The organism is Arthrobacter caoxuetaonis (assembly GCF_023921125.1).
In the GTDB taxonomy this organism is placed as follows: domain Bacteria; phylum Actinomycetota; class Actinomycetes; order Actinomycetales; family Micrococcaceae; genus Arthrobacter_B; species Arthrobacter_B caoxuetaonis.
Map to the genome: position 1 here is coordinate 3,524,711 of NZ_CP099466.1, position 18,322 is coordinate 3,543,032.

Genomic DNA, 18,322 nt, shown 5'->3' on the forward strand with positions numbered 1-18,322 from the left:
GCGGGCTGTCAGGCCGGACCGCCCGGGCCCAGCGCGGGAACCGGGAGGCCGAAGGTCCGCCGCAGTGCCAGCGCGGCTGCATGGTAGCCGCCCATCCCGTGCACGCCCGGACCCGGCGGCGTGGAGGCGGAGCAGAGGTACACCCCGGGCAGTGGGGTGGCCCACGGATTCGGCGACAGCACCGGGCGGCGGAGCATCTGGCCCACGGTTAGCGCACCTGCCCCAAAGTCTCCGCCGACATAGTTTTCGTTGTACGCAGCCAGGCCCTGCGCCGTCGTCGCAGTGGAGTCCTGTATGAGGTCCCGGAAACCGGGGGCGAAGCGCTCGATTTGTGCGGTGACCTCTTCGGTCATGTCTTTGCCGGATCCGGCCGGAACGTGGCAGTACGCCCACAGGACGTGCTGCCCGTCCGGAGTGCGGGACGGGTCGAAGCTGCTCGGCTGGGAGAGCAGGACGTAGGGCCGTTCCGGGTGGCGTCCGGCCGCGACCTCCGCTTCTGCCGCGGCAGTTTCCTCCCGTGTCCCTCCGACGTGGACGGTTCCCGCGGCTGCCACGTCGGTGTTGGCCCAGGGGACCGGGCCAGAAAGGATGTAATCAACCTTGCAGGCAGCGTTGCCGTAGCGGAAGTTCTCTAGGCGCTGCGCGTACCGGGCGGGCAGCCGGTCCCCCGCAAGCCTCAGCAGCCCGGCCGGCGCGGTGTCCAGGAGAACGGCGCGGGACCCGGAGAGCTCCGACAGTGAATCCACGGTATGCCCGGTTTCAAGTTCCCCTCCGTGCCGGACCAGATCGTCCACCAGCGCATCCGCAATGGCCTGTGATCCGCCAATCGGAACAGGCCAGCCCACGGTGTGGGCCAGCATTGCCAGGAGCAGGCCGCCCCCGGCCGAGGGCAGCGAGGGCAAGCGGCCCACAGGGTGGGCCATGACGCCGGTGAGCAGCGCTGGAGCGGCGTCGCCGGCAAACCGGCGGTTCCAGGCTCCGCTTCCCTGCTCCAGCACCGCCACGGCGAACCGCAGCGCGGCCAGCGGTTCGCGGGGAAGCCGCAGCAGGGGGTTCATCAGCATGCGGGTGATGGCTTCGCTGTGTTCGACCAGCGGGCGCAGCAGTGCGCCGAAAGCCTGTCCGTCCACGCCAAGCCCCTGGACCGTGCGTTCCAGGTCGCGGTACGCGACGGCAGCGCGCCCCTGATCGAGGGGCTGGGCGTAGGAGGCAACGGGCACGGCGAACGGGATCCGCTCCGCCAGCCCAAAGTCACGGAAGAACGGTGCCGCCAGCGCCATGGGATGGACAGCGGAGCAGATGTCGTGCCGGTATCCGGGCTGCATCAGCTCCCGGGTGCGGGATCCCCCGCCCGCGGTGGGCGCCGCCTCCAGGACCCGGACCGAGAGTCCGGCACGGGCCATGGTGACGGCTGCGGCCAGGCCGTTGGGCCCGGCTCCCACCACGGTCACATCAGTCACGGCGTGCCTTCGCTGACGTCGGGAGGTTCTTTACTCGGCCGGCTATCGCCCGGAGCTTCGCCGGGGCCTCACGGCGGAGCCGCAGGACGGCGGCCAGGGCCTTGTAGCGGGCCGGGGCCAGCGGAATGTCATACGTGGTCGGAACCGTGACGACCGTCTTGGAGAAGTTCCGCTTGAACGTGGTGACGTTGGCAAGCGAAGGGTAGTTCTCGCTTTCGATGCCGGTCAGCCCGCAGGCGGTGTTTCCCGCGTCCTTGAGTACCTTGAACGCTTCCCAGAGCAGCAGGTAGGGAGCGTTGGTCTTCCGTGCGTCCCGGGAGCTGGCGGCGAAGTAGTAGACCGAGTAGCCGCGGTACTCGGTGGTGATGAGCCAGGAGACGGGCTTGTCCTCCACATACGCGACCATCAGGCGCAGATGGTCGCCCAGTTCCTCCAGGAGGGTCTCGTAGAAGGAGGAGTCGAAGCTGGAAAAGCCGTCGCGGGCGGCGGTCTCCTGCATGATCGGGAAGAGCTCCGTGCGGAACACCTTGGCCCAGGCGTCCCGTTCCACGGTGCGGACCTGGACGCCAAGCTTCTCCGCCTTGCGGATCAGGTTCCGTGCGTTGGACCGGAAGGAGGCGAAGATCTTTTCGGTGTCAGGCGTCAGGTCGACGACGATTTCGCGTTCGTACCAGCCGTGTTCCAGCGGGCCGGTGACCGGGTCCCGGCGGTGCTCCACCTGCATGCGCACGTAGAGCGGCTTCACCCCCGGGTCGGCACGGAACTGTGCCTGGACGGTCTGCACCAGCCTGGCTTCAGCGTCAGGGGTCCGCTCTGCGAACCAGGTCGGTCCGTTGACGGCGACCAGGGACGGCCGGAACCGGCGCCGGGAGCGGAGGAAACTTGCCGTGGCAACGAGCTTGTCGCCGTCGTAATAGGCCCAGATGCCGTAGGGGTCCCGGCCCAGCCGCGTTTCGAAATCCGCCCAGTACGGGGTCTGTTCGAGCGGGATAACGACGTCGGCATGGCGGTCTGCCAGCGCCTCGAAGTCCTCGCGGGACAGCTGCTGGAATCGGTAGGGAGCGGGAGTCACAATGCTTCTTTCGCCGGGGCTGCGTCCGTTTCCAAGGGTACCTGCTGGCGGCGGAGCCTCAGCCGCCACCGGTCAGGGGCGTGGTCGAAGGGCCCGCCCTGCGGATCGTCAATGGACATCCGGCGCACCGGATCCGTGCGGGGATCCAGGATGTCCATGACCACACGCCCCATCAGGTACATCGTGGCCAGCATGTGCCCCAGGACGGACAGCACGAACCATCCTCCGTCAAGGTTGTTCTCCGCGGGCCCGCCGCCGATCACGGCTGCCAGGTAGAGCCAGATGGCCCACCAGTGCATGACCTCGAAGAACTGCCAGACCAGGAAGTCCCGCCAGCGCGGCCGTGCCAGCGCCAGCAGCGGTACCAGCCACAGGACGAACTGCGGGGAGTACACCTTGTTGGTGAGGATGAAGGCCGCGACGATCAGGAAGGCCAGCTGGGCCAGCCGCGGCCGCCGCGGGGCGGCAAGGCCCAGGACGGCGATTCCGGCACAGGCCGCAGCAAAGAGGAACAGCGCCCAGAAACTGATGAATTCAGCGTCTACAGCCTGCTCCGGGAACGTGATGTCCCAGGCCTGCCAGACACTGGAGTTGCCGGACCCGCGCTCGGCGGAGAAGTCGTAGAAGTACTTCCAGCCCGCGTAGTCGCGGACCATGAACGGAATGTTCACCACCAGCCAGGTTCCGGCCGTGGCGCCGAAGGTCAGCAGCGCGGGCCGCAGCTTCAAGGTCCGCAGCGCGAGCACGAGGATGGCTCCGAGGATGAGGACGGGATAGAGCTTCAGCGCAGTTCCCAGGCCAAAGAAGATCCCGGCGGCCACGGGACGGTTCCGGGCGAAGGCGAGCATGCCCAGCGCCGCCAGCATCACCGCCCACATATCCCAGTTGATGTAGACGGACAGGATCAGCGCAGGTGCCACGGCCACCATGGCCGCGTCCCAGGGCCGGCGGTTGGCCATGCGCATGGTTGCCACGACCGTAACGATCCAGGCTGCCGTAGCGAGTACCGCATTGAGGTCGAAGTAGACCAGGCCGCGGGACTCGGCCCCCGCGGGCACCAGCCAGGCTACGAACCCTGCCAGCAGCCCCAGCAGCACCGGGTATTCGAACTCCGAACCGGAGCTGATGAACGGGTAGATGCCGTCGCCAAGTCCGCGGGCACTGAACAGCGCGGGCCAGTCCGAATAGCAGGCCTGGTAGAACTGGTCGGACCAGCCGTTGAGCCGGCAGGGGGTCTTGGCCAGCAAGGCCAGGAGAGCCGCCCCCGTGGTCATGAAGATGAGCACGCGCTCCACGGTGAAGAATCCCGGGGAGACGATCCCGGGGGCGGTGAAGCGGCCCAGGGGTCCGCCGATGACTTCCGTGAAACGCCTCAGCAACCGGTCGTTGCGGCTGGGGACCACAATGCGCATCGGCCGGCGGCGGGGCGAAGAATCCATGCCTTCCAGTATGCAGGCGCTCCCGCGTGGACTTGGTGTCCTCTGCGACGAACTCCATGGCCTCATAGATCCGCTGTTCGCCTGAGACTGCCCGCTCGGGAGCCTCACGAGGGCTGGAGGGTGCCGCCTCCGGACAGCTGATAGTCCTGGCCGCCCAGGTACGAGTTGCCCTCTGCAGCCGGGTCGTACGTGAGCGTGTGGCCATTGCCCGTGATGTTGGTGATCTCGCTGCCCGTTACCAGGGCGCCCTGGACCGACGTGGCGGAGGAGTCCGCCGTGAGTTCCACCGTGCTGGTGTTATCCAGTTCCAGCCCAACGTTGCCCAGCGTCCCGGTGACCCGGCTGTTGGCAGCCAGGGACACCGACAGCGCGCTCCCGGCGTCGGCGGTCAGCTGTCCTTCCAGCACCGTTTCCTGCAGCGACGCCGAAGCACTGCCGTTGTTGGAAACGCTGATCAGTGCGCCGGCTCCCGGGTCCAGTTTGGCTGCATTGCTGAGGTTGACGGCGGCACTGACGCCGTCAACGAAAACGGCGTTGCCGTCCTTGGCCGTCAGTGTTCCGCCGGACATGCTGAAGGTTCCTCCGCCGGTGTTTCCCGGCGTGCTTGAGTACAGATAGGCGCCGTGGGTGCCGCCGGTCAGGTCGGAACTTGTTGCGCTCACCGAGTTGGCGCCCTCGACGACGGCGGCCTCGGCCAGTGCCGATGATCCGGTCAGTCCGCATACGGCAATGGTCCCGGTGGAATAAATGACGGCGGACAGTTCGCCGCCGGCAGTCGCGTTCCCGCCGCTGACTTGGACCTCTCCCCCGCCGCGGTCCGTGGCGATAACGCTGGAATGGTCACTGGCGGTGGAGAGCTGCGGGCTGACGGCAGTGATGCTGCCGCCCTCGGTGACCTCCAGGGCATGGGAAAAGCTGCCCTCGGTCTTCACGCTCACATCCTGCAGTGACGCCGAGGATCCGGTGCCGGTGGCAAACACCCCGTTGGCCCCGGCTCCCGTGGTTTCCACCGTGGTCCCGTTCATGGCCAGGGAGCCGCCTCCGGATACCAGCACGGCAGCGTTCAGTCCGGTAAAGCTGGAGGAATGAGTGCTGGAGCTGTCTCCCGACTTGCTGATGGTGGAGCTGCCAACGGCTTTCTGCGCACCACTGCCCACTTCCAGCGCGGAACTGTCCGCATCCGTTGCGGAGAAGTCGCTGTTCTCCGGGCTGGGGGTGGCGGAAGGTTCCGGCAGCTCACACTCGTCGGCCAGCTGCGGGGATGTGGAGGACTCCGCCGTCGGGCTCTGCGGGGATTCGTCGCTGCTCGTGGTGCAGGCGGTGAGCCCGCCTCCGGCCAGAAGTCCGGCGGCTGCCAGTACGACGGCGGCGCGGGCACGGAAGGCAGCTGGCATGTGACTCATGGTTCACTCCTAGTGGAGGGCTCCGGCGCTGTTCATCCAGCGTAGGCGACCCGGTTGGCCCTGCCACCGGCCGTTGTCCAAAAGCGGTCAGCGGAGGGCGAGCCGGGTCTGGGTCTGCAGGGCGCCGGATTCAGTTTTGAGCCGGTGAAGCAGCCCGCCCAGGGCAGACATGCCCGGCACCGGGTGAGGTGCTGATGCCCGGCGAAACGGCCCGGATTGGCGGCCCCGGGGAGTCACTGCCGGACGAAGTAGACTATGTCAGTTGCCTGCGCCGCCTGCTGCGGCAGATCCGCGCGTCAGCGGCGGGCGGCGGCACAGGAAAGCCTTCAAAGGAGAACAGTGGCAAATAACCCGATCCGGGTAGCAATCGTTGGTGTTGGAAACTGTGCTGCATCGCTGGTGCAGGGCGTCCATTACTACCGTGATGCCGACCCGACAGCAACCGTCCCCGGCCTGATGCACGTCCAGTTTGGCGACTACCACGTCAGCGACGTTCAGTTCGCCGCAGCTTTCGACGTCGATGCCAAGAAGGTCGGACTCGACCTGGCCCAGGCCATTGGTGCCAGTGAGAACAACACCATCAAGATCGCCGACGTCCCCGAGACCGGCGTCAAGGTCCAGCGCGGCCATACGCTCGACGGACTGGGCAAGTACTACCGCGAGACCATCTCCGAATCCGACGAGGATCCGGTAGACATCGTCGCCGAGCTCAAGGCCGCAAACGTTGATGTCATGGTCTGCTACCTGCCGGTCGGCTCCGAGCAGGCGGCGAAGTTCTACGCCCAGTGCGCCATCGACGCCGGCGTGGCATTCGTCAACGCCCTGCCCGTCTTCATTGCCGGCACTAAGGAATGGGCGGATAAGTTCACCGCCGCCGGCGTGCCGATCGTCGGCGACGATATCAAGAGCCAGATCGGCGCCACCATCACTCACCGCGTCATGGCAAAGCTGTTCGAAGACCGCGGCGTCACGCTGGACCGCACCTACCAGCTGAACGTGGGCGGCAACATGGACTTCAAGAACATGCTCGAGCGTGAGCGCCTGGAGTCCAAGAAGATCTCCAAGACGCAGGCCGTCACCTCCAATGTCGCCGCCGAACTGGCTGCCAAGGATGTCCACATCGGCCCGTCCGACTTCGTTGCGTGGCTGGATGACCGCAAGTGGGCCTTCGTCCGCCTGGAAGGACGGAACTTCGGCGACGCTCCGGTGTCCTTGGAGTACAAGCTGGAAGTGTGGGACTCCCCCAACTCCGCGGGCGTCATCATCGACGCCGTCCGTGCGGCGAAGATCGCGCTGGACCGCGGTGTCGGCGGACCCATCCTCTCGGCGTCGAGCTACTTCATGAAGTCCCCGCCCGAGCAGTACAACGATGACCTGGCCCGCGAAAAGGTCGAGCAGTTCATCCGGGGCGAAGTGGAGCGCTAAGCTCCCCTCCCCCCAAAAAATTCGAGATAGAAGAAAGTGCACGTCCCGGCGCCGGGACGTGCACTTTCTGCTATCTCGATGATGAGGAGGGCGTTAGAAGAGACCGGACGGCGTTCCGTCCGGCGCCACGCCCATCCGGAGGGCAGCCGGGGATTTGGGCAGCCCGGGCATGGTCATCACGGCCCCGGTCAGGGCGACGATGAACCCCGCTCCGGTCTTGGGCACCAGATCCCGCACGTGCACCGTGAAACCAATCGGGGCACCCAGCTTCGTGGCATCGTCCGAGAACGAGTACTGTGTCTTGGCCATGCACACCGGGAAGTGCTCCCAGCCATTGGCCTTGATTTCCTCCAGCCGGCGGAGCGCAGGGACGGAAAACTCGACGTCGTCCGCTCCGTAAATGTCCTGCACGACCGTGCGGATTTTCTCTTCGATGCTCATCTGCAGGGGGTACAGCGGCGCGAACGCAGAAGGCTTGCGGAGGGCCTCCAGCACCTTTGCTGCGAGGTCGTCACCGCCGGGTCCGCCGCCGCCCTCTGCCCAGACATCAGCCACCGCAGCCTCGACGCCCTCTTCCGAGCACCAGCTAAGGAGCCAGTCCAGTTCTTCCGGCGTGTCCGTGGTGAAGCGGTTAACTGCCACCACGGGCGTCAGGCCGAACCGGGCAATGTTCCGCACGTGCCTGCGCAGGTTCGCCGTCCCGGCTTCCAGGCCGGCAGGGTTTGGTTCGTCCAGACGGTCCCTGGGGACTCCGCCGTGCATCTTCAACGCCCGGACGGTGGCCACCACCACAACGGCGTCCGGGGCCACATCTGCCACCCGGGAGGTGATATCCATGTACTTCTCGGCACCCAGGTCGGCACCAAATCCGGCCTCGGTCACGACGACGTCGGCCAGTTCGCGGGCCAGTCCCGTCGCAATCACCGAGTTGCATCCGTGGGCGATGTTGGCGAACGGTCCGCCGTGGACCAGCGCGGGCGTACCGGCGATCGTCTGCACGAGATTGGGTTTGAGGGCATCCTTGAGCAGCAGCGCCAGGGCACCCTGGACCCCGAGGTCCGCCACCGTCACGGGTTTGCGGTCATAGGTATAACCCACCGTGATCTGGGCCAGGCGGGAGGTGAGGTCTTCGATGCCGGTCGCCAGGCAGAAGATTGCCATGACCTCGCTCGCAACGGTGATGTCAAAGCCGTCCTCCCGCGGCGTTCCCTGGGTGGGCCCGCCGAGGCCGATGACGATGTTGCGCAGCGCGCGGTCATTCATGTCCAGGACCCGCTTGAAAGTGATCCGCCGCGGGTCGATGTGCAATGCGTTGCCCTGGAAAATGTGGTTGTCCACCAGGGCAGCGAGGGCGTTGTTGGCGCTGGTGATGGCATGGAAGTCCCCGGTGAAGTGGAGGTTGATTTCCTCCATCGGCACTACCTGGGAATAGCCGCCTCCCGTCGCACCGCCTTTCATGCCCAGGACCGGGCCCAGGGAAGGCTCGCGCAGGGCAATCACTGTTTTCCGGCCGGCGCGCGCCAGTGCGTCCCCGAGCCCGACGGTCACGGTGGACTTCCCCTCCCCTGCCGGAGTGGGGCTCATGGCCGTCACGAGGACGACTTTGCCCAGCTCCTCACGGGACGGGACAAGCGCCGGGTCCACTTTCGCCTTGTAGCGGCCGTAGAGTTCCAAGGCGTTGTCCGGGATTCCGGCGGCTTGGGCGACGGCGGCGATGGGCTGCATCTTTGCGGCACGGGAGATGTCGAGATCGTTGGGCATGGTTCCACGCTCGCATCAGCCCCGGCCACCGTCAATGGGTCCGTTCCGGCAGGGCAGCGCGGCTAGTTGTGCACGGCGTGGGCGGAGAACTCGTCCGCGGCCTGCGCGTATCCCTGCACTGTCAGCATTGCTGTGCGCTGCCAGCCGAAGGAACGCGCGTGGACTGCGGCGGAGCGCCCCAGGTCGGATCGCCAGGAGGCGTGGTCGTACAGCGCCTCGAGTTCGGCAGCCCAGCGGGCCGGATCGTGTCCCTGGACCAGCACGCCCGTACGGCCCGAGCTGACCGCCTTCGGCAATCCGCCGACGTCGGCCGCAATGACCGGCGTTCCGCAGGCTTGGGCTTCCAAGGCCACCAGCCCGAAGGACTCGCTGTAGGAGGGCACCGCCACGAGGTCGGCGGAGCGGAACCAGCCGGCCAGCCCGCCGGCGGCTACGGGGGGATGAAGGTGGACAATTCCCTGCAGGCCGGCAGAACGCACCGCTTCCTCCAGGTCCAGGACTTCGGAACCGCTTGGCGCGCCCAGGATGCTGACGCGCAGCGGAATATCCGGCCGCGAGGCCCGCAGCCGGGCGGCGGCCTCGACCAGGACCTGGGGTCCCTTCATCCGCTGGATACGGCCGGCAAAGACAACATGGAACTCGTCGCGGCGGACACCGTGCAGCGGCTTAGCCAGGGCACGTCCCGCGGGGGAGAAAACGTCCAGGTCGACACCGGGTGCCACGACGTCGATGGCGGACTGGCGTGCGCCGTACCAGCTCACCAGCTCCAGTGCTTCGGTGGTGGTATTGGCTATCAGCCGTGCAGCGGAGTCGACTATGTCCTGTTCGCCCTGGATCCGCACGTCCGGTTCGGGCCGGTCCCCCGGCTGGAGCTGGAGGTTCTTGACCCGTGCCATGGTGTGCATGGTGTGGACCAGCGGTGTCTCGAGCTCCCGGGAAAGGGTGAGTCCCGCAACGCCCGAAACCCAGTAGTGCGAGTGCAGGACGTCGTACCTGCCGCGGTGCGGCAGCCTGCGGGCCGCATCCCTGATGCCTTCACTGAGTTCCTCGATGAAGCCGGGAAGCAGTTCCTTGGCCACCTGCCGGCGTGGTCCGGCGGGGATGTGCCGGACGACGGCTCCGGGGGTGATCTCCACGGCTGGAGGCTGGTCCGGCGAGCTGGCTCGCGTGAAGATATCTACTTCAACGCCCATTTTCGCCATTTGAAGGGCAACCGAACGAACGTAGACGTTCATGCCGCCGGCGTCGCCGGAGCCAGGCTGTTCGAGTGGCGAGGTATGCAGCGAGAGCATGGCCACCCGGTTGACCTGGGGCACAGCACTCCCTTCGTCACTGGCCTGTGTTTCCTACCTATCGACCATACAACGCCGGGAGGTCCCGCTTTGATTCCTTACCCCCGGGATCCCCGCGCAACCACGCGGATCCCGGGGCAAGGGTGTGCAGGCTCTCACGGGCCCGGCCGCCCCCTGGTGCGGCTTGAGGACGTGTACAGGTTCAGCAGGTCAAGCTGCCGCTCCTCAGCCGCCTCAAGTGCGCGTGTACTCCGGACGAGGCTGCCGCGAAGGGCGCGGACCAGCCGCCCCAGCCCCGGCAGCCTGAACATGCGGGACCGGCTTCTCCGCGGATGACTGGAGGATCCTGCGCCGGCCGCAGTGCCCTCAAGGCGGCGGGGTTTCGCGGGTAATGGACGTAAAGATTGAGGGTATTCATCCTCGTGCAGCCCTAAAAAGGGCAGGTTTGAATTAGGCATGGTAATTTCTCCGAAAAAAGGCGCATTGAAGGCGCAGAAATTAAACGCTAAAGAAGCGTGATTAAGGATCCGGAGTCATTGATGTATTCCTGTCGGAAATATTCCGCGTGCTGATGTATGGCCGCATCGGGTGCGGACAGGCAGCGGAGATGCCGGGAGCCAGGAGTTGTGCGAATGACGCCGATAGGGCCGGGCGGGGAACCGGTGTGCCGTGCGGACCGGACTGCCGGTCCGAGCGCGTGGCAGGGTTACGGAGTAGTCCGCGTCCCGTACAGCCGGCCGGGCTCAAAGCCCGCCGTCGGTGCGGCTCCACACCGCCCAGTACGGATGCTCAGGCCCGGGGTGCCCGTGGCGAACAGTGTCCGCCAGGCAATGCCTGCGAAGTCGTTATCCATAGTCCACCCCTTTTTCCGTGCCTGTCCGTGCAGATAATGTCTGCCCGGAAACCGATCCGTTCATTCGCCCAGCGTGACATCAAAGTGACATCAAAGCGAGATCAGTGTGTGATCAGTCTCGACGGGGCGCTGGAAAAAATATAACCCGCTGCCGGCACGCTGCCAAGTCCTAAATGCAAAAAGTTTTAAAACTTTTTCAGATATTCCATCTGAGGATCGCCGGGGTGTGCTTATCCCAGCCCAGCACGCAGACCGCCGCAGTGGCCAGGGCGAGATGCCTGCCCTTGTCCGGAGGCAGGCCCAGCCAGCGTGCGGCCAGCACGCGCAGGAAGTGCCCGTGGGCCACCAGCAGCGCCTGTTCAATCGGAACTGCCCCCGGGTCCCTGTCCATCTCGGTGCCGCAGCCGGCCTGCACCGCGGAAATGATGCGGTCTGCCCTGGCAGCAACGTCCTCGAGGGTTTCACCGCCGGGAACGCCGTCGTTCCAGATGATGTAGCCGGGATTCTCTGCCCTCACCTGGGTGCTGCGGCGGCCCTCGTTTTCTCCGTAGTCCCACTCATGGGCATGCGGGAGCACTTCGGCGTCCGGATGGCCGAGGAGTTCGGCCGTCCGGCGGGCGCGGACCAGCGGAGACGTGAACACCCTGTCGAAATCTACGTGGCCGAGCTTCTCCCGTGCGGCGGCGGCCTGCTCCTCGCCGGCCGCCGTCAGCGGGATATCCGTGAGTCCCGTGTAATTGCCGTCCCGGGACCATTCAGTCTCCCCGTGCCTGACCAGCCAGAGGGTGGGCAGTGCCGTCCCGGAAGGGGTCAGGTCCGGCGCTACCGGCCAGAGGTTCTCTGCAGTCATCGGGAGTCCTTTTTCGTCCTTAGTCTTCCGCCGCGGCCTGGCTGCTCTCCGGCTGATCCTGCCACCATGTCCGCAGTTTTGCCTCAGCTTCCTGCGGGTCCGCCGGACCGTTCTCCATCCGTTCCTCCAGCAGGAAGCGGTAAGCCCGGCCCACCACCGGGCCCGGCCCGATCCCCAGCAGCGCCATGATCTGGCTGCCGTCAAGGTCCGGGCGGATGGAGGCAAGCTCTTCCTGCTCGGCCAGCTTTGCGATCCTCTGTTCGAGGTCATCGTAGGCGAAAGCCAGGCGCTCGGCCTTGCGCCGGTTGCGGGTCGTCACGTCGGAGCGTGTGAGGCGGTGCAGCCGCTCCAGGAGGGGGCCGGCGTCGTTCACATAACGGCGCACGGCGGAATCGCTCCAGCCGGCGTCGCCGTAACCGTAGAACCTCATGTGCAGCTCCACCAGGCGTGCCACTGCCTTGATGGTGTCGTTGTCGAAGCGCAGGGCCTTCATCCGCTTAGCCGCCAGCTTGGCGCCGACGACGTCGTGGTGCAGGAAGCTGACGGATCCCGTGGATTCGAAGCGCCGCGTGGCGGGCTTGCCGACGTCGTGCATCAGCGCAGCGAAGCGGAGCACGAAGTCGGGGCCGGGCACCGGACCGTCCGCGCCTGTCTCCTGGTCGCAGGCCTGGCGCAGCACGGTCAGGGAGTGCTGGTAGACGTCCTTGTGGCGGTGGTGCTCGTCGATCTCCAGCTTCAGCGCCGAGACCTCGGGGAGCACGTAGTCGGCCAGGCCGCTTTCCACGAGCAGGTCGATCCCGTCCGCGGGGGCCTTGCCGTTGATCAGCTTCACGAGTTCATCGCGGACGCGCTCGGCGGAAATGATGGTGATCCGCTCCGCCATGTCCTTCATCGCCTCGAAGACCTCCGGGGCGAGTGCGACGTTCAGCTGGGAGGCAAAGCGCGCCGCACGCATCATGCGGAGGGGATCATCAGAGAACGACGTCGATGGTGCACCGGGCGTGCGCACCTGCCCGGCGTGCAGGTCCCGGACTCCGCCGAACGGATCCACGAGCTCCATCTGCGGAAGCCGCAGAGCCATGGCGTTCATGGTGAAGTCCCGGCGGAACAGGTCGTCCTCGAGCCGTTCCCCGAACGCAACAGCCGGCTTCCGGGAATCCGGGTCGTAGGCGTCTGCACGGTAGGTCGTGATTTCGATCTGGAAGCCGTCCTTGCGCATCCCGATCGTTCCGAACTCGCGTCCGATTTCCCAGTACGTGTCGCACCACCCGCGCACGACCTTGATGATGTCGTCCGGGCGGGCGTTGGTCGTGAAATCCAGGTCAGGAGAGACGCGGCCAAGGAACAGGTCGCGGACCGGGCCGCCCACCAGGGACAGCTCAAACCCGGCAGCTTCGAAGAGGGCTCCGAGCCGGGGAATGACATCGGGCAGGGGTGTATCGGGAAACGAGCTGTCGGAAAGGTGCGCCATAGTGCTTTAAGCGTGCCAGATAAACCGTCCGGTGCGGACAACACCGGCTGCAAAGGACGCGGACACGCCGGGGTTGCCGCGGCGGCGCGGGGGCAGGCTCCGAACAGTCATCATCGCTTCGGAAAGATAGTTAGAGTGGGGGTATGGCCCATCCCGTCCCGAGTGCGCCCAAGCGGACCCCATTGACTGCGTCAATGGGAAGCTCCGGCGCGCACCCGGCCCACGCGGCCCTTCCCACGGTGGAAGAAGTCTCTGCCGGCGGCATTGTGGTGGATTCCACGGACCCCCAGCTGCCGGTTGCCATCATTGCCCGCCTCAACCGCGGCGGACGGCTCGAATGGTGCCTTCCCAAGGGACACCCCGAGGATGATGAAGACAACCAGCAGGCCGCCATCCGTGAGATCGCGGAGGAAACCGGGATCGACGGCCGGATCCTCACCGCCCTGGGAAGCATCGACTACTGGTTCACGGTCAGCGGCCACCGGGTCCACAAGACGGTCCACCACTACCTGCTGGAAGCAGTGGGCGGGGAACTGACCATCGAAAACGACCCGGACCACGAGGCGGTCGACGTTGCCTGGGTCCCCCTGAGCATGCTGGGACGGCGGCTCTCCTTTCCCAATGAGCGGCGCATCGCCGACCTCGCCCGGGAAATTCTGCCCAAGCATCTCTAGGTGCGGCCCGCGGCCCTGCGTTGAGCCAACGCTGCCTGAAGGTGAGAGCATAAGGACATAATGGCCGCACAGATTACCGCTCCCAGTACCGCCCGTTCGAGCGCCGTGATGGCCGCGGGAACCATGGTCTCCCGTGTACTCGGGCTCGTCCGCACCTCCCTGCTTGCCGTAGCGATCGGCAGCACTGCCGGTGTCACTGACCTCTTCGGCGTCGCAAACGTCCTGCCCAACTTCATTTACCTGCTGGTCGCCGGCGGCGTGTTCAACGCCGTGCTCGTCCCGCAGATCATCAAGGCAAGCAAGCGCGAAGACCGGGGCACCGAATACGTCTCGCGGATCATGACCCTGAGCCTCACTTTCCTGGCCGGCATTGCCCTGGTCGCCACCCTCGCCGCGCCGCTCGTCGTCTCCCTCGGCACACGCCTGAGCGGAGATGAACTGGCCCTGGCCACCACGTTCGCGTACTGGCTCCTGCCGCAGATTTTCTTCTACGGCGCCTATGCGGTGATCGGCCAGATCCTGAACGCCAATGGCCGCTTTGGCGCCTATATGTGGGCGCCCGTCGTCAACAACCTCGTAGCCATCGGCGGGCTTGTCCTCTTCATCTCACTCATCGGCCGGGAGACCACCGAGCAGTTCGCCCCGGACACCTGGACGCCTACGGCCACGCTGATTCTGGCAGGAAGCACCACGCTCGGCGTTGTCCTGCAGGCACTGGTGCTGCTGTTTCCGCTGAAGAAGCTCGGGCTGGGACTCCGGCCTTCCTTCGGCCTGCGCGGAGTAGGGCTTGGCGATACCGCCCGGGTGGCTAAATGGACCATCATCACCATGCTGGTCGGCAACGGCGCCTACCTCGTCTACACAAACGTGGCCACGATCGCCACCGAAGCACGGCCGGCGTTCCTGGCGATGAATCCTCCGCAGCAGATCGCCGGGCAGGTGAACCTCGAGACCGCGGCAATGCTGTACATCATTCCGCACTCCGTCATAGCGCTGTCCCTGGCCACAGTCCTGTTTAACCGGATGTCCCACTCTTTCGTGGAAAAGAACCTCGACGGCGTGCGGGAGACCATTTCGCGCGGCCTGCGGGTCATCGGCGTAGCCACTGTCTTCTGCGCCGCGGTGATGGTGGTCCTGGCAGGCCCGATCGGCATGTGGTTCGGAGGCGGATCCAACGCTTCGGCAGCGGTCCAGGGGCAGGTGCTTGTCCTCTTGGCCGTGAGTGCCCCTTTCCTCAGCGCAACGTTCCTGATGAACCGGGCCTTCTACGCCAGTGAAGACGCCAAGACGCCAATGATCATGCAGATCATCCTCGCTGTGCTGGGCATCAGCCTGGCCTTGGTTGCCGCCGCGCTGCCCGCGGACCGGATTGTCTTTGGCCTCGCCGTGGCGTACTCGATCGGGAACATTTGCGCCGTGGTGCTCAGCCACATTTTCCTCAAGCGCAAGCTGGGCTATTACGGTGCGGACCGGGTGTTCGACGTCCACGTGCGGCTTACTGTGGCTGCTCTCGCCGCGGCCGCAGTTGGGGCAGCCGCCCTGGCAGCCTTGGGCGGATACAGCGCGGACGGCTTCGCCTGGCAGTCCCTCATCAGTGCCACCGTTGTGCTGGCCGTCTGCGGCGTGCTGATGACCGCGGTGTACCTCGGGATGCTCCGGGTGCTGAAAGTACGTGAACTGGAAGAGTTGCTGAAACCCGTCCTGGCGAAGTTCCTGCGCCGGGCCTAAGACGACCAACTCCGGCTTTGCTGCCTGCCGCGGGTAGCATGGGTACAAAGTGGGCAGTACGGGAAGGCCTGGAGGGCCCGCGCGTATTAACCGCACCGGCAGCCTCACCGGCGCCGGAAGCAGCATCTCTTCGCAGACATAGCCGTTTCCACGGGAGGAACACGTGCCACAGCCGGTAAACGCTGGATCAGTGCTGGGCGGCCGATACAAGGTCACTGCCCAGGTGCTGGCATCGGCAGAGAATGACCTCGTCCTCGACGGAGTGGACCAGGTGCTCAACCGCGCCGTCAGCATTCTTGTAGCTGCGCCGCAGAACGCCACGCAGGTCAGTGCAAGCGCACGTGAGATCGCCATTGGCGAGCGGCAGTCGACGGTGCAGATCCTGGATCTGGGCGTCAGCGACGGACGCACCTACCTGGTGACCTCCAGCGGCAACGCAGCCGATCTGCTGGACCTGGTCATCGAACGCGACGCCCCGTACGTCGAACCGTTCTTCACCGACACGCTGGGCTCGGAGATTTTCGGCGTCGCTCGCTCACGCGAGCCTGAGACGGTCGAAGAGGACCGCTACGTCGAGGACCGCCCGGACCGTAAGCCACTCCTCTCCGGGCTGTCCAAGCCGCACCTCCCGCGCTTCGGCCGCGCCGCGGGTGCTGCCGCGGGCGGCGCAGCCGCAGGAGCAGCTTCGGCCGCTGCCGCACGGGACCTGGAGTACGGCGGCGCGCAGGAAGCACCTGCCGAGGCAGCCACGGGTGCCGCGTCCATTCCTCCGCCGCCGCGCCAGAGCCCGAAGGGCTCAGCCCAGAGCACGCCCGCCCGGACGGTTCCGGCCGGCGAACCCAAAGTCAGCCGCTGGGACGAAGAAGACGACTTCCCGGCCGAAGGCTACGCTGCCGCCGGACAGGACACCCGGCAGGCCTCCAGCTTTCCCCGCACGGCGCTGGACTCCGACTATGACTCCGGAGACTACGACGATGACGAGCGGGATGAGGACGACGGCGCCGGCAACGGCAACAGCCGCAAATTCGGCCGCCTGCTGGTAGGCGCCATCCTGAGCCTGATCCTGATCGTCGCGGTGGTCTTCTCCTTCACCAGCCTGGGCAAGGTCGGCGACTTCTTCGCCGCGAACCCTGAACCTACGCCCAGTGCCGAGGCTCCAAGCACCACGGAAGGCGCCCCGGCTGAAACGGGGACAGCGCTGCCCGCGCCTGCCACGGCAGGCGTCACCCGGCTGGTTCCGGGCAACCAGGAGCTGGATTCGGCGAACGACGCCGCCCTCCCGCAGATCGTTGACGGCAATGCGGCCAGCTACTGGTCCAGCTACGTCTACGCGTCCGACACGTTCGGCGGCCTGGCCCCCAGCCTGGCGCTCGTCGTCGAGCTCGAAGAAGAGTCGGCCATCACCAAGGTCGACATCACCCAGCTCAACGGCAGCGGCGGAAGCTTCTCTGTGATGCTGAATGATTCGCCGTCCCTGGATGGCGCCCAGACGGTCGCACAGAGCGGCTTCACCGGCCCGGAGACATCGATTACGGTCCCCAAGGTGGACGGCGAACCGGTGTCGGCGAGCTACGTCATCATCAACTTCACCCAGCTGCCGCGGCTCAGCGGTGTACAGGCCGAGTACCCCTGGGGCCTGCGGATCGCGGAAATTGCCGTGTCCTGATCTGCCGCATTTCAGCCGCCGGGAACCGCCCCGGCGGCTGACCATGTGATGCAGGAGCCATTCGGAATAAGCTGTTGCCTGACAGTGTTGTGACGGGTGGCTAGAGATACCCCGGGCGTCCCACCAACCGGAAGACGGCCGTTCTCCACCGAGACTTCAAGGAAAGAGGTTCACAGCACGTGAGCACAGAAATTCGCCCTGACACCGCAGCTTCCGCCCAGGAAGTCCGTGACGTCATCATTGTTGGTTCCGGCCCCTCCGGCTACACCGCGGCCATCTACACAGCCCGGGCGAACCTCAAGCCGCTGCTGATCGCCAGCTCGGTCACCGCCGGCGGCGAACTGATGAACACCACTGATGTGGAGAACTTCCCCGGCTTCCCTGAAGGCATCATGGGCCCTGACCTCATGGTGAGCCTCGAGAAACAGGCGAGCCGGTTCGGTACCGAGATCCTCTTCGAAGACGTCACCAGCGTGGACCTCTCGGGCGACGTCAAGAAGGTCACCATCGGAACCGGTGAAACCTTCCTCGCCCGGTCCGTAATCATCTCCACCGGATCCGCCTACCGTGAGCTGGGCCTGGAAGACGAAAAGCGCCTGTCCGGCCGCGGCGTGAGCTGGTGCGCAACGTGCGACGGTTTCTTCTTCAAGGGCCAGGACATCGCCGTCATCGGCGGCGGCGATTCCGCCCTGGAAGAAGCCCTCTTCCTGACCAAGTTTGCATCCTCGGTGACCCTGGTGCACCGCCGCAACACCCTGCGCGCCTCTAAGATCATGCAGGACCGCGCCCTTGCCAATGAGAAGATCCGCTTCGTCTGGGACTCCGAGGTCGTTGGTATCCACGGCGAAGACAAGGTCACCGGCGCCCGGCTGCGCAACACGCAGGACGGTTCCGAATCAGACCTGGCCGTCACGGGAATCTTCGTGGCCATCGGCAACGACCCGCGCGTCGACCTGGTCCGCGGCCAGCTCGAGCTGACTGAAGCCGGAACCATCGCCGTCCAGGGCCGGACCTCCAAGACCTCCCTCCCCGGCGTTTTCGCCGCGGGCGACGTCATCGACCCGACCTACCGGCAGGCCATCACCGCTGCCGGCTCGGGCTGCGTGGCTGCGCTCGACGTCGAGCACTACCTGGCAGACATGGGCTCGGCAGCTACCGCCGCCACAGTCCCCACCCCGGCATCGGAAACAGTTTCCGAAAACGCTGCCGTCTAGAGATCCACAAGGAG

General features: G+C 66.0%; 13 protein-coding genes. 5 read left to right on the plus strand and 8 right to left on the minus strand.

Annotated elements, in window-relative coordinates; all coding sequences use genetic code 11:
• Positions 1 to 8: 8 nt before the first annotated feature.
• The 4 genes from NF551_RS16380 to NF551_RS16395 all read right to left on the minus strand — a co-directional run bounded on the left by NF551_RS16380 (position 9) and on the right by NF551_RS16395 (position 5,374).
• A complete protein-coding gene (locus tag NF551_RS16380; protein ID WP_227896400.1) occupies positions 9 to 1,460 on the minus strand; it encodes a phytoene desaturase family protein in 1,452 nt (483 codons plus the stop codon).
• Positions 1,453 to 2,532 carry a lipid II:glycine glycyltransferase FemX gene (locus NF551_RS16385; RefSeq protein ID WP_227896401.1) on the minus strand — a complete coding sequence of 360 codons (1,080 nt, stop codon included), beginning with the start codon at positions 2,530 to 2,532 and terminating at the stop codon, positions 1,453 to 1,455. Before NF551_RS16385 ends, NF551_RS16380 begins: the two co-directional genes overlap by 8 nt.
• A complete protein-coding gene (locus NF551_RS16390) occupies positions 2,529 to 3,971 on the minus strand; it encodes a glycosyltransferase family 87 protein (protein WP_227896402.1) in 1,443 nt (480 codons plus the stop codon). The genes NF551_RS16385 and NF551_RS16390 overlap by 4 nt, the downstream gene beginning before the upstream one ends.
• A 104-nt stretch (positions 3,972 to 4,075) precedes the next feature.
• On the minus strand, positions 4,076 to 5,374 hold the full coding sequence (locus NF551_RS16395) for a hypothetical protein (protein ID WP_227896403.1): 1,299 nt from the start codon (positions 5,372 to 5,374) through the stop codon (positions 4,076 to 4,078).
• A gap of 339 nt (positions 5,375 to 5,713) precedes the next feature.
• Between NF551_RS16395 and NF551_RS16400 the strand changes: the two genes are divergently transcribed.
• On the plus strand, positions 5,714 to 6,799 hold the full coding sequence (locus NF551_RS16400; protein WP_227896404.1) for an inositol-3-phosphate synthase: 1,086 nt from the start codon (positions 5,714 to 5,716) through the stop codon (positions 6,797 to 6,799).
• A gap of 93 nt (positions 6,800 to 6,892) precedes the next feature.
• Here NF551_RS16400 and NF551_RS16405 read toward each other — a convergent pair whose 3' ends face one another.
• The 4 genes from NF551_RS16405 to NF551_RS16420 all read right to left on the minus strand — a co-directional run bounded on the left by NF551_RS16405 (position 6,893) and on the right by NF551_RS16420 (position 13,026).
• Entirely contained in the window at positions 6,893 to 8,560 is a 1,668-nt protein-coding gene (locus tag NF551_RS16405) for a formate--tetrahydrofolate ligase (protein WP_227896405.1), read from the minus strand.
• 62 nt (positions 8,561 to 8,622) lie between these two features.
• A complete protein-coding gene (gene mshA / locus NF551_RS16410) occupies positions 8,623 to 9,876 on the minus strand; it encodes a D-inositol-3-phosphate glycosyltransferase (RefSeq protein ID WP_227896406.1) in 1,254 nt (417 codons plus the stop codon).
• Between the two features lie 1,025 nt (positions 9,877 to 10,901).
• Positions 10,902 to 11,555 carry a histidine phosphatase family protein gene (locus NF551_RS16415; protein WP_227896407.1) on the minus strand — a complete coding sequence of 218 codons (654 nt, stop codon included), beginning with the start codon at positions 11,553 to 11,555 and terminating at the stop codon, positions 10,902 to 10,904.
• A gap of 19 nt (positions 11,556 to 11,574) precedes the next feature.
• Positions 11,575 to 13,026 carry a CCA tRNA nucleotidyltransferase gene (locus tag NF551_RS16420; RefSeq protein ID WP_227896408.1) on the minus strand — a complete coding sequence of 484 codons (1,452 nt, stop codon included), beginning with the start codon at positions 13,024 to 13,026 and terminating at the stop codon, positions 11,575 to 11,577.
• Positions 13,027 to 13,220: 194 nt separating this feature from the next.
• Here NF551_RS16420 and NF551_RS16425 point away from each other — a divergent pair, with 194 nt between their 5' ends.
• The 4 genes from NF551_RS16425 (at position 13,221) to trxB (ending at position 18,308) form a co-directional block, all read left to right on the plus strand.
• Positions 13,221 to 13,700, plus strand: coding sequence for an NUDIX hydrolase (locus tag NF551_RS16425; RefSeq protein WP_422454040.1), 480 nt, complete (start codon positions 13,221 to 13,223; stop codon positions 13,698 to 13,700).
• A 60-nt stretch (positions 13,701 to 13,760) separates the two neighbouring features.
• Positions 13,761 to 15,428, plus strand: coding sequence for a murein biosynthesis integral membrane protein MurJ (murJ, locus tag NF551_RS16430; protein WP_227896410.1), 1,668 nt, complete (start codon positions 13,761 to 13,763; stop codon positions 15,426 to 15,428).
• A gap of 163 nt (positions 15,429 to 15,591) precedes the next feature.
• Complete coding sequence (locus NF551_RS16435; protein ID WP_227896411.1) at positions 15,592 to 17,094, plus strand: discoidin domain-containing protein; 1,503 nt, start codon at positions 15,592 to 15,594, stop codon at positions 17,092 to 17,094.
• Positions 17,095 to 17,273: 179 nt separating this feature from the next.
• Positions 17,274 to 18,308 carry a thioredoxin-disulfide reductase gene (trxB, locus tag NF551_RS16440; RefSeq protein WP_227896412.1) on the plus strand — a complete coding sequence of 345 codons (1,035 nt, stop codon included), beginning with the start codon at positions 17,274 to 17,276 and terminating at the stop codon, positions 18,306 to 18,308.
• Positions 18,309 to 18,322 lie beyond the last annotated feature (14 nt).

Excerpts from the sequence above, each read along its gene's own strand:
- NF551_RS16405 (WP_227896405.1), bottom strand. The coding sequence starts at position 8,560 with ATGCCCAACGATCTCGACATCTCCCGTGCCGCAAAGATGCAGCCCATC.
- NF551_RS16425 (WP_422454040.1), top strand. The coding sequence starts at position 13,221 with ATGGGAAGCTCCGGCGCGCACCCGGCCCACGCGGCCCTTCCCACGGTG.
- NF551_RS16390 (WP_227896402.1), bottom strand. The coding sequence starts at position 3,971 with ATGGATTCTTCGCCCCGCCGCCGGCCGATGCGCATTGTGGTCCCCAGC.
- NF551_RS16395 (WP_227896403.1), bottom strand. The coding sequence starts at position 5,374 with ATGAGTCACATGCCAGCTGCCTTCCGTGCCCGCGCCGCCGTCGTACTG.
- NF551_RS16415 (WP_227896407.1), bottom strand. The coding sequence starts at position 11,555 with ATGACTGCAGAGAACCTCTGGCCGGTAGCGCCGGACCTGACCCCTTCC.
- NF551_RS16420 (WP_227896408.1), bottom strand. The coding sequence starts at position 13,026 with ATGGCGCACCTTTCCGACAGCTCGTTTCCCGATACACCCCTGCCCGAT.
- murJ (WP_227896410.1), top strand. The coding sequence starts at position 13,761 with ATGGCCGCACAGATTACCGCTCCCAGTACCGCCCGTTCGAGCGCCGTG.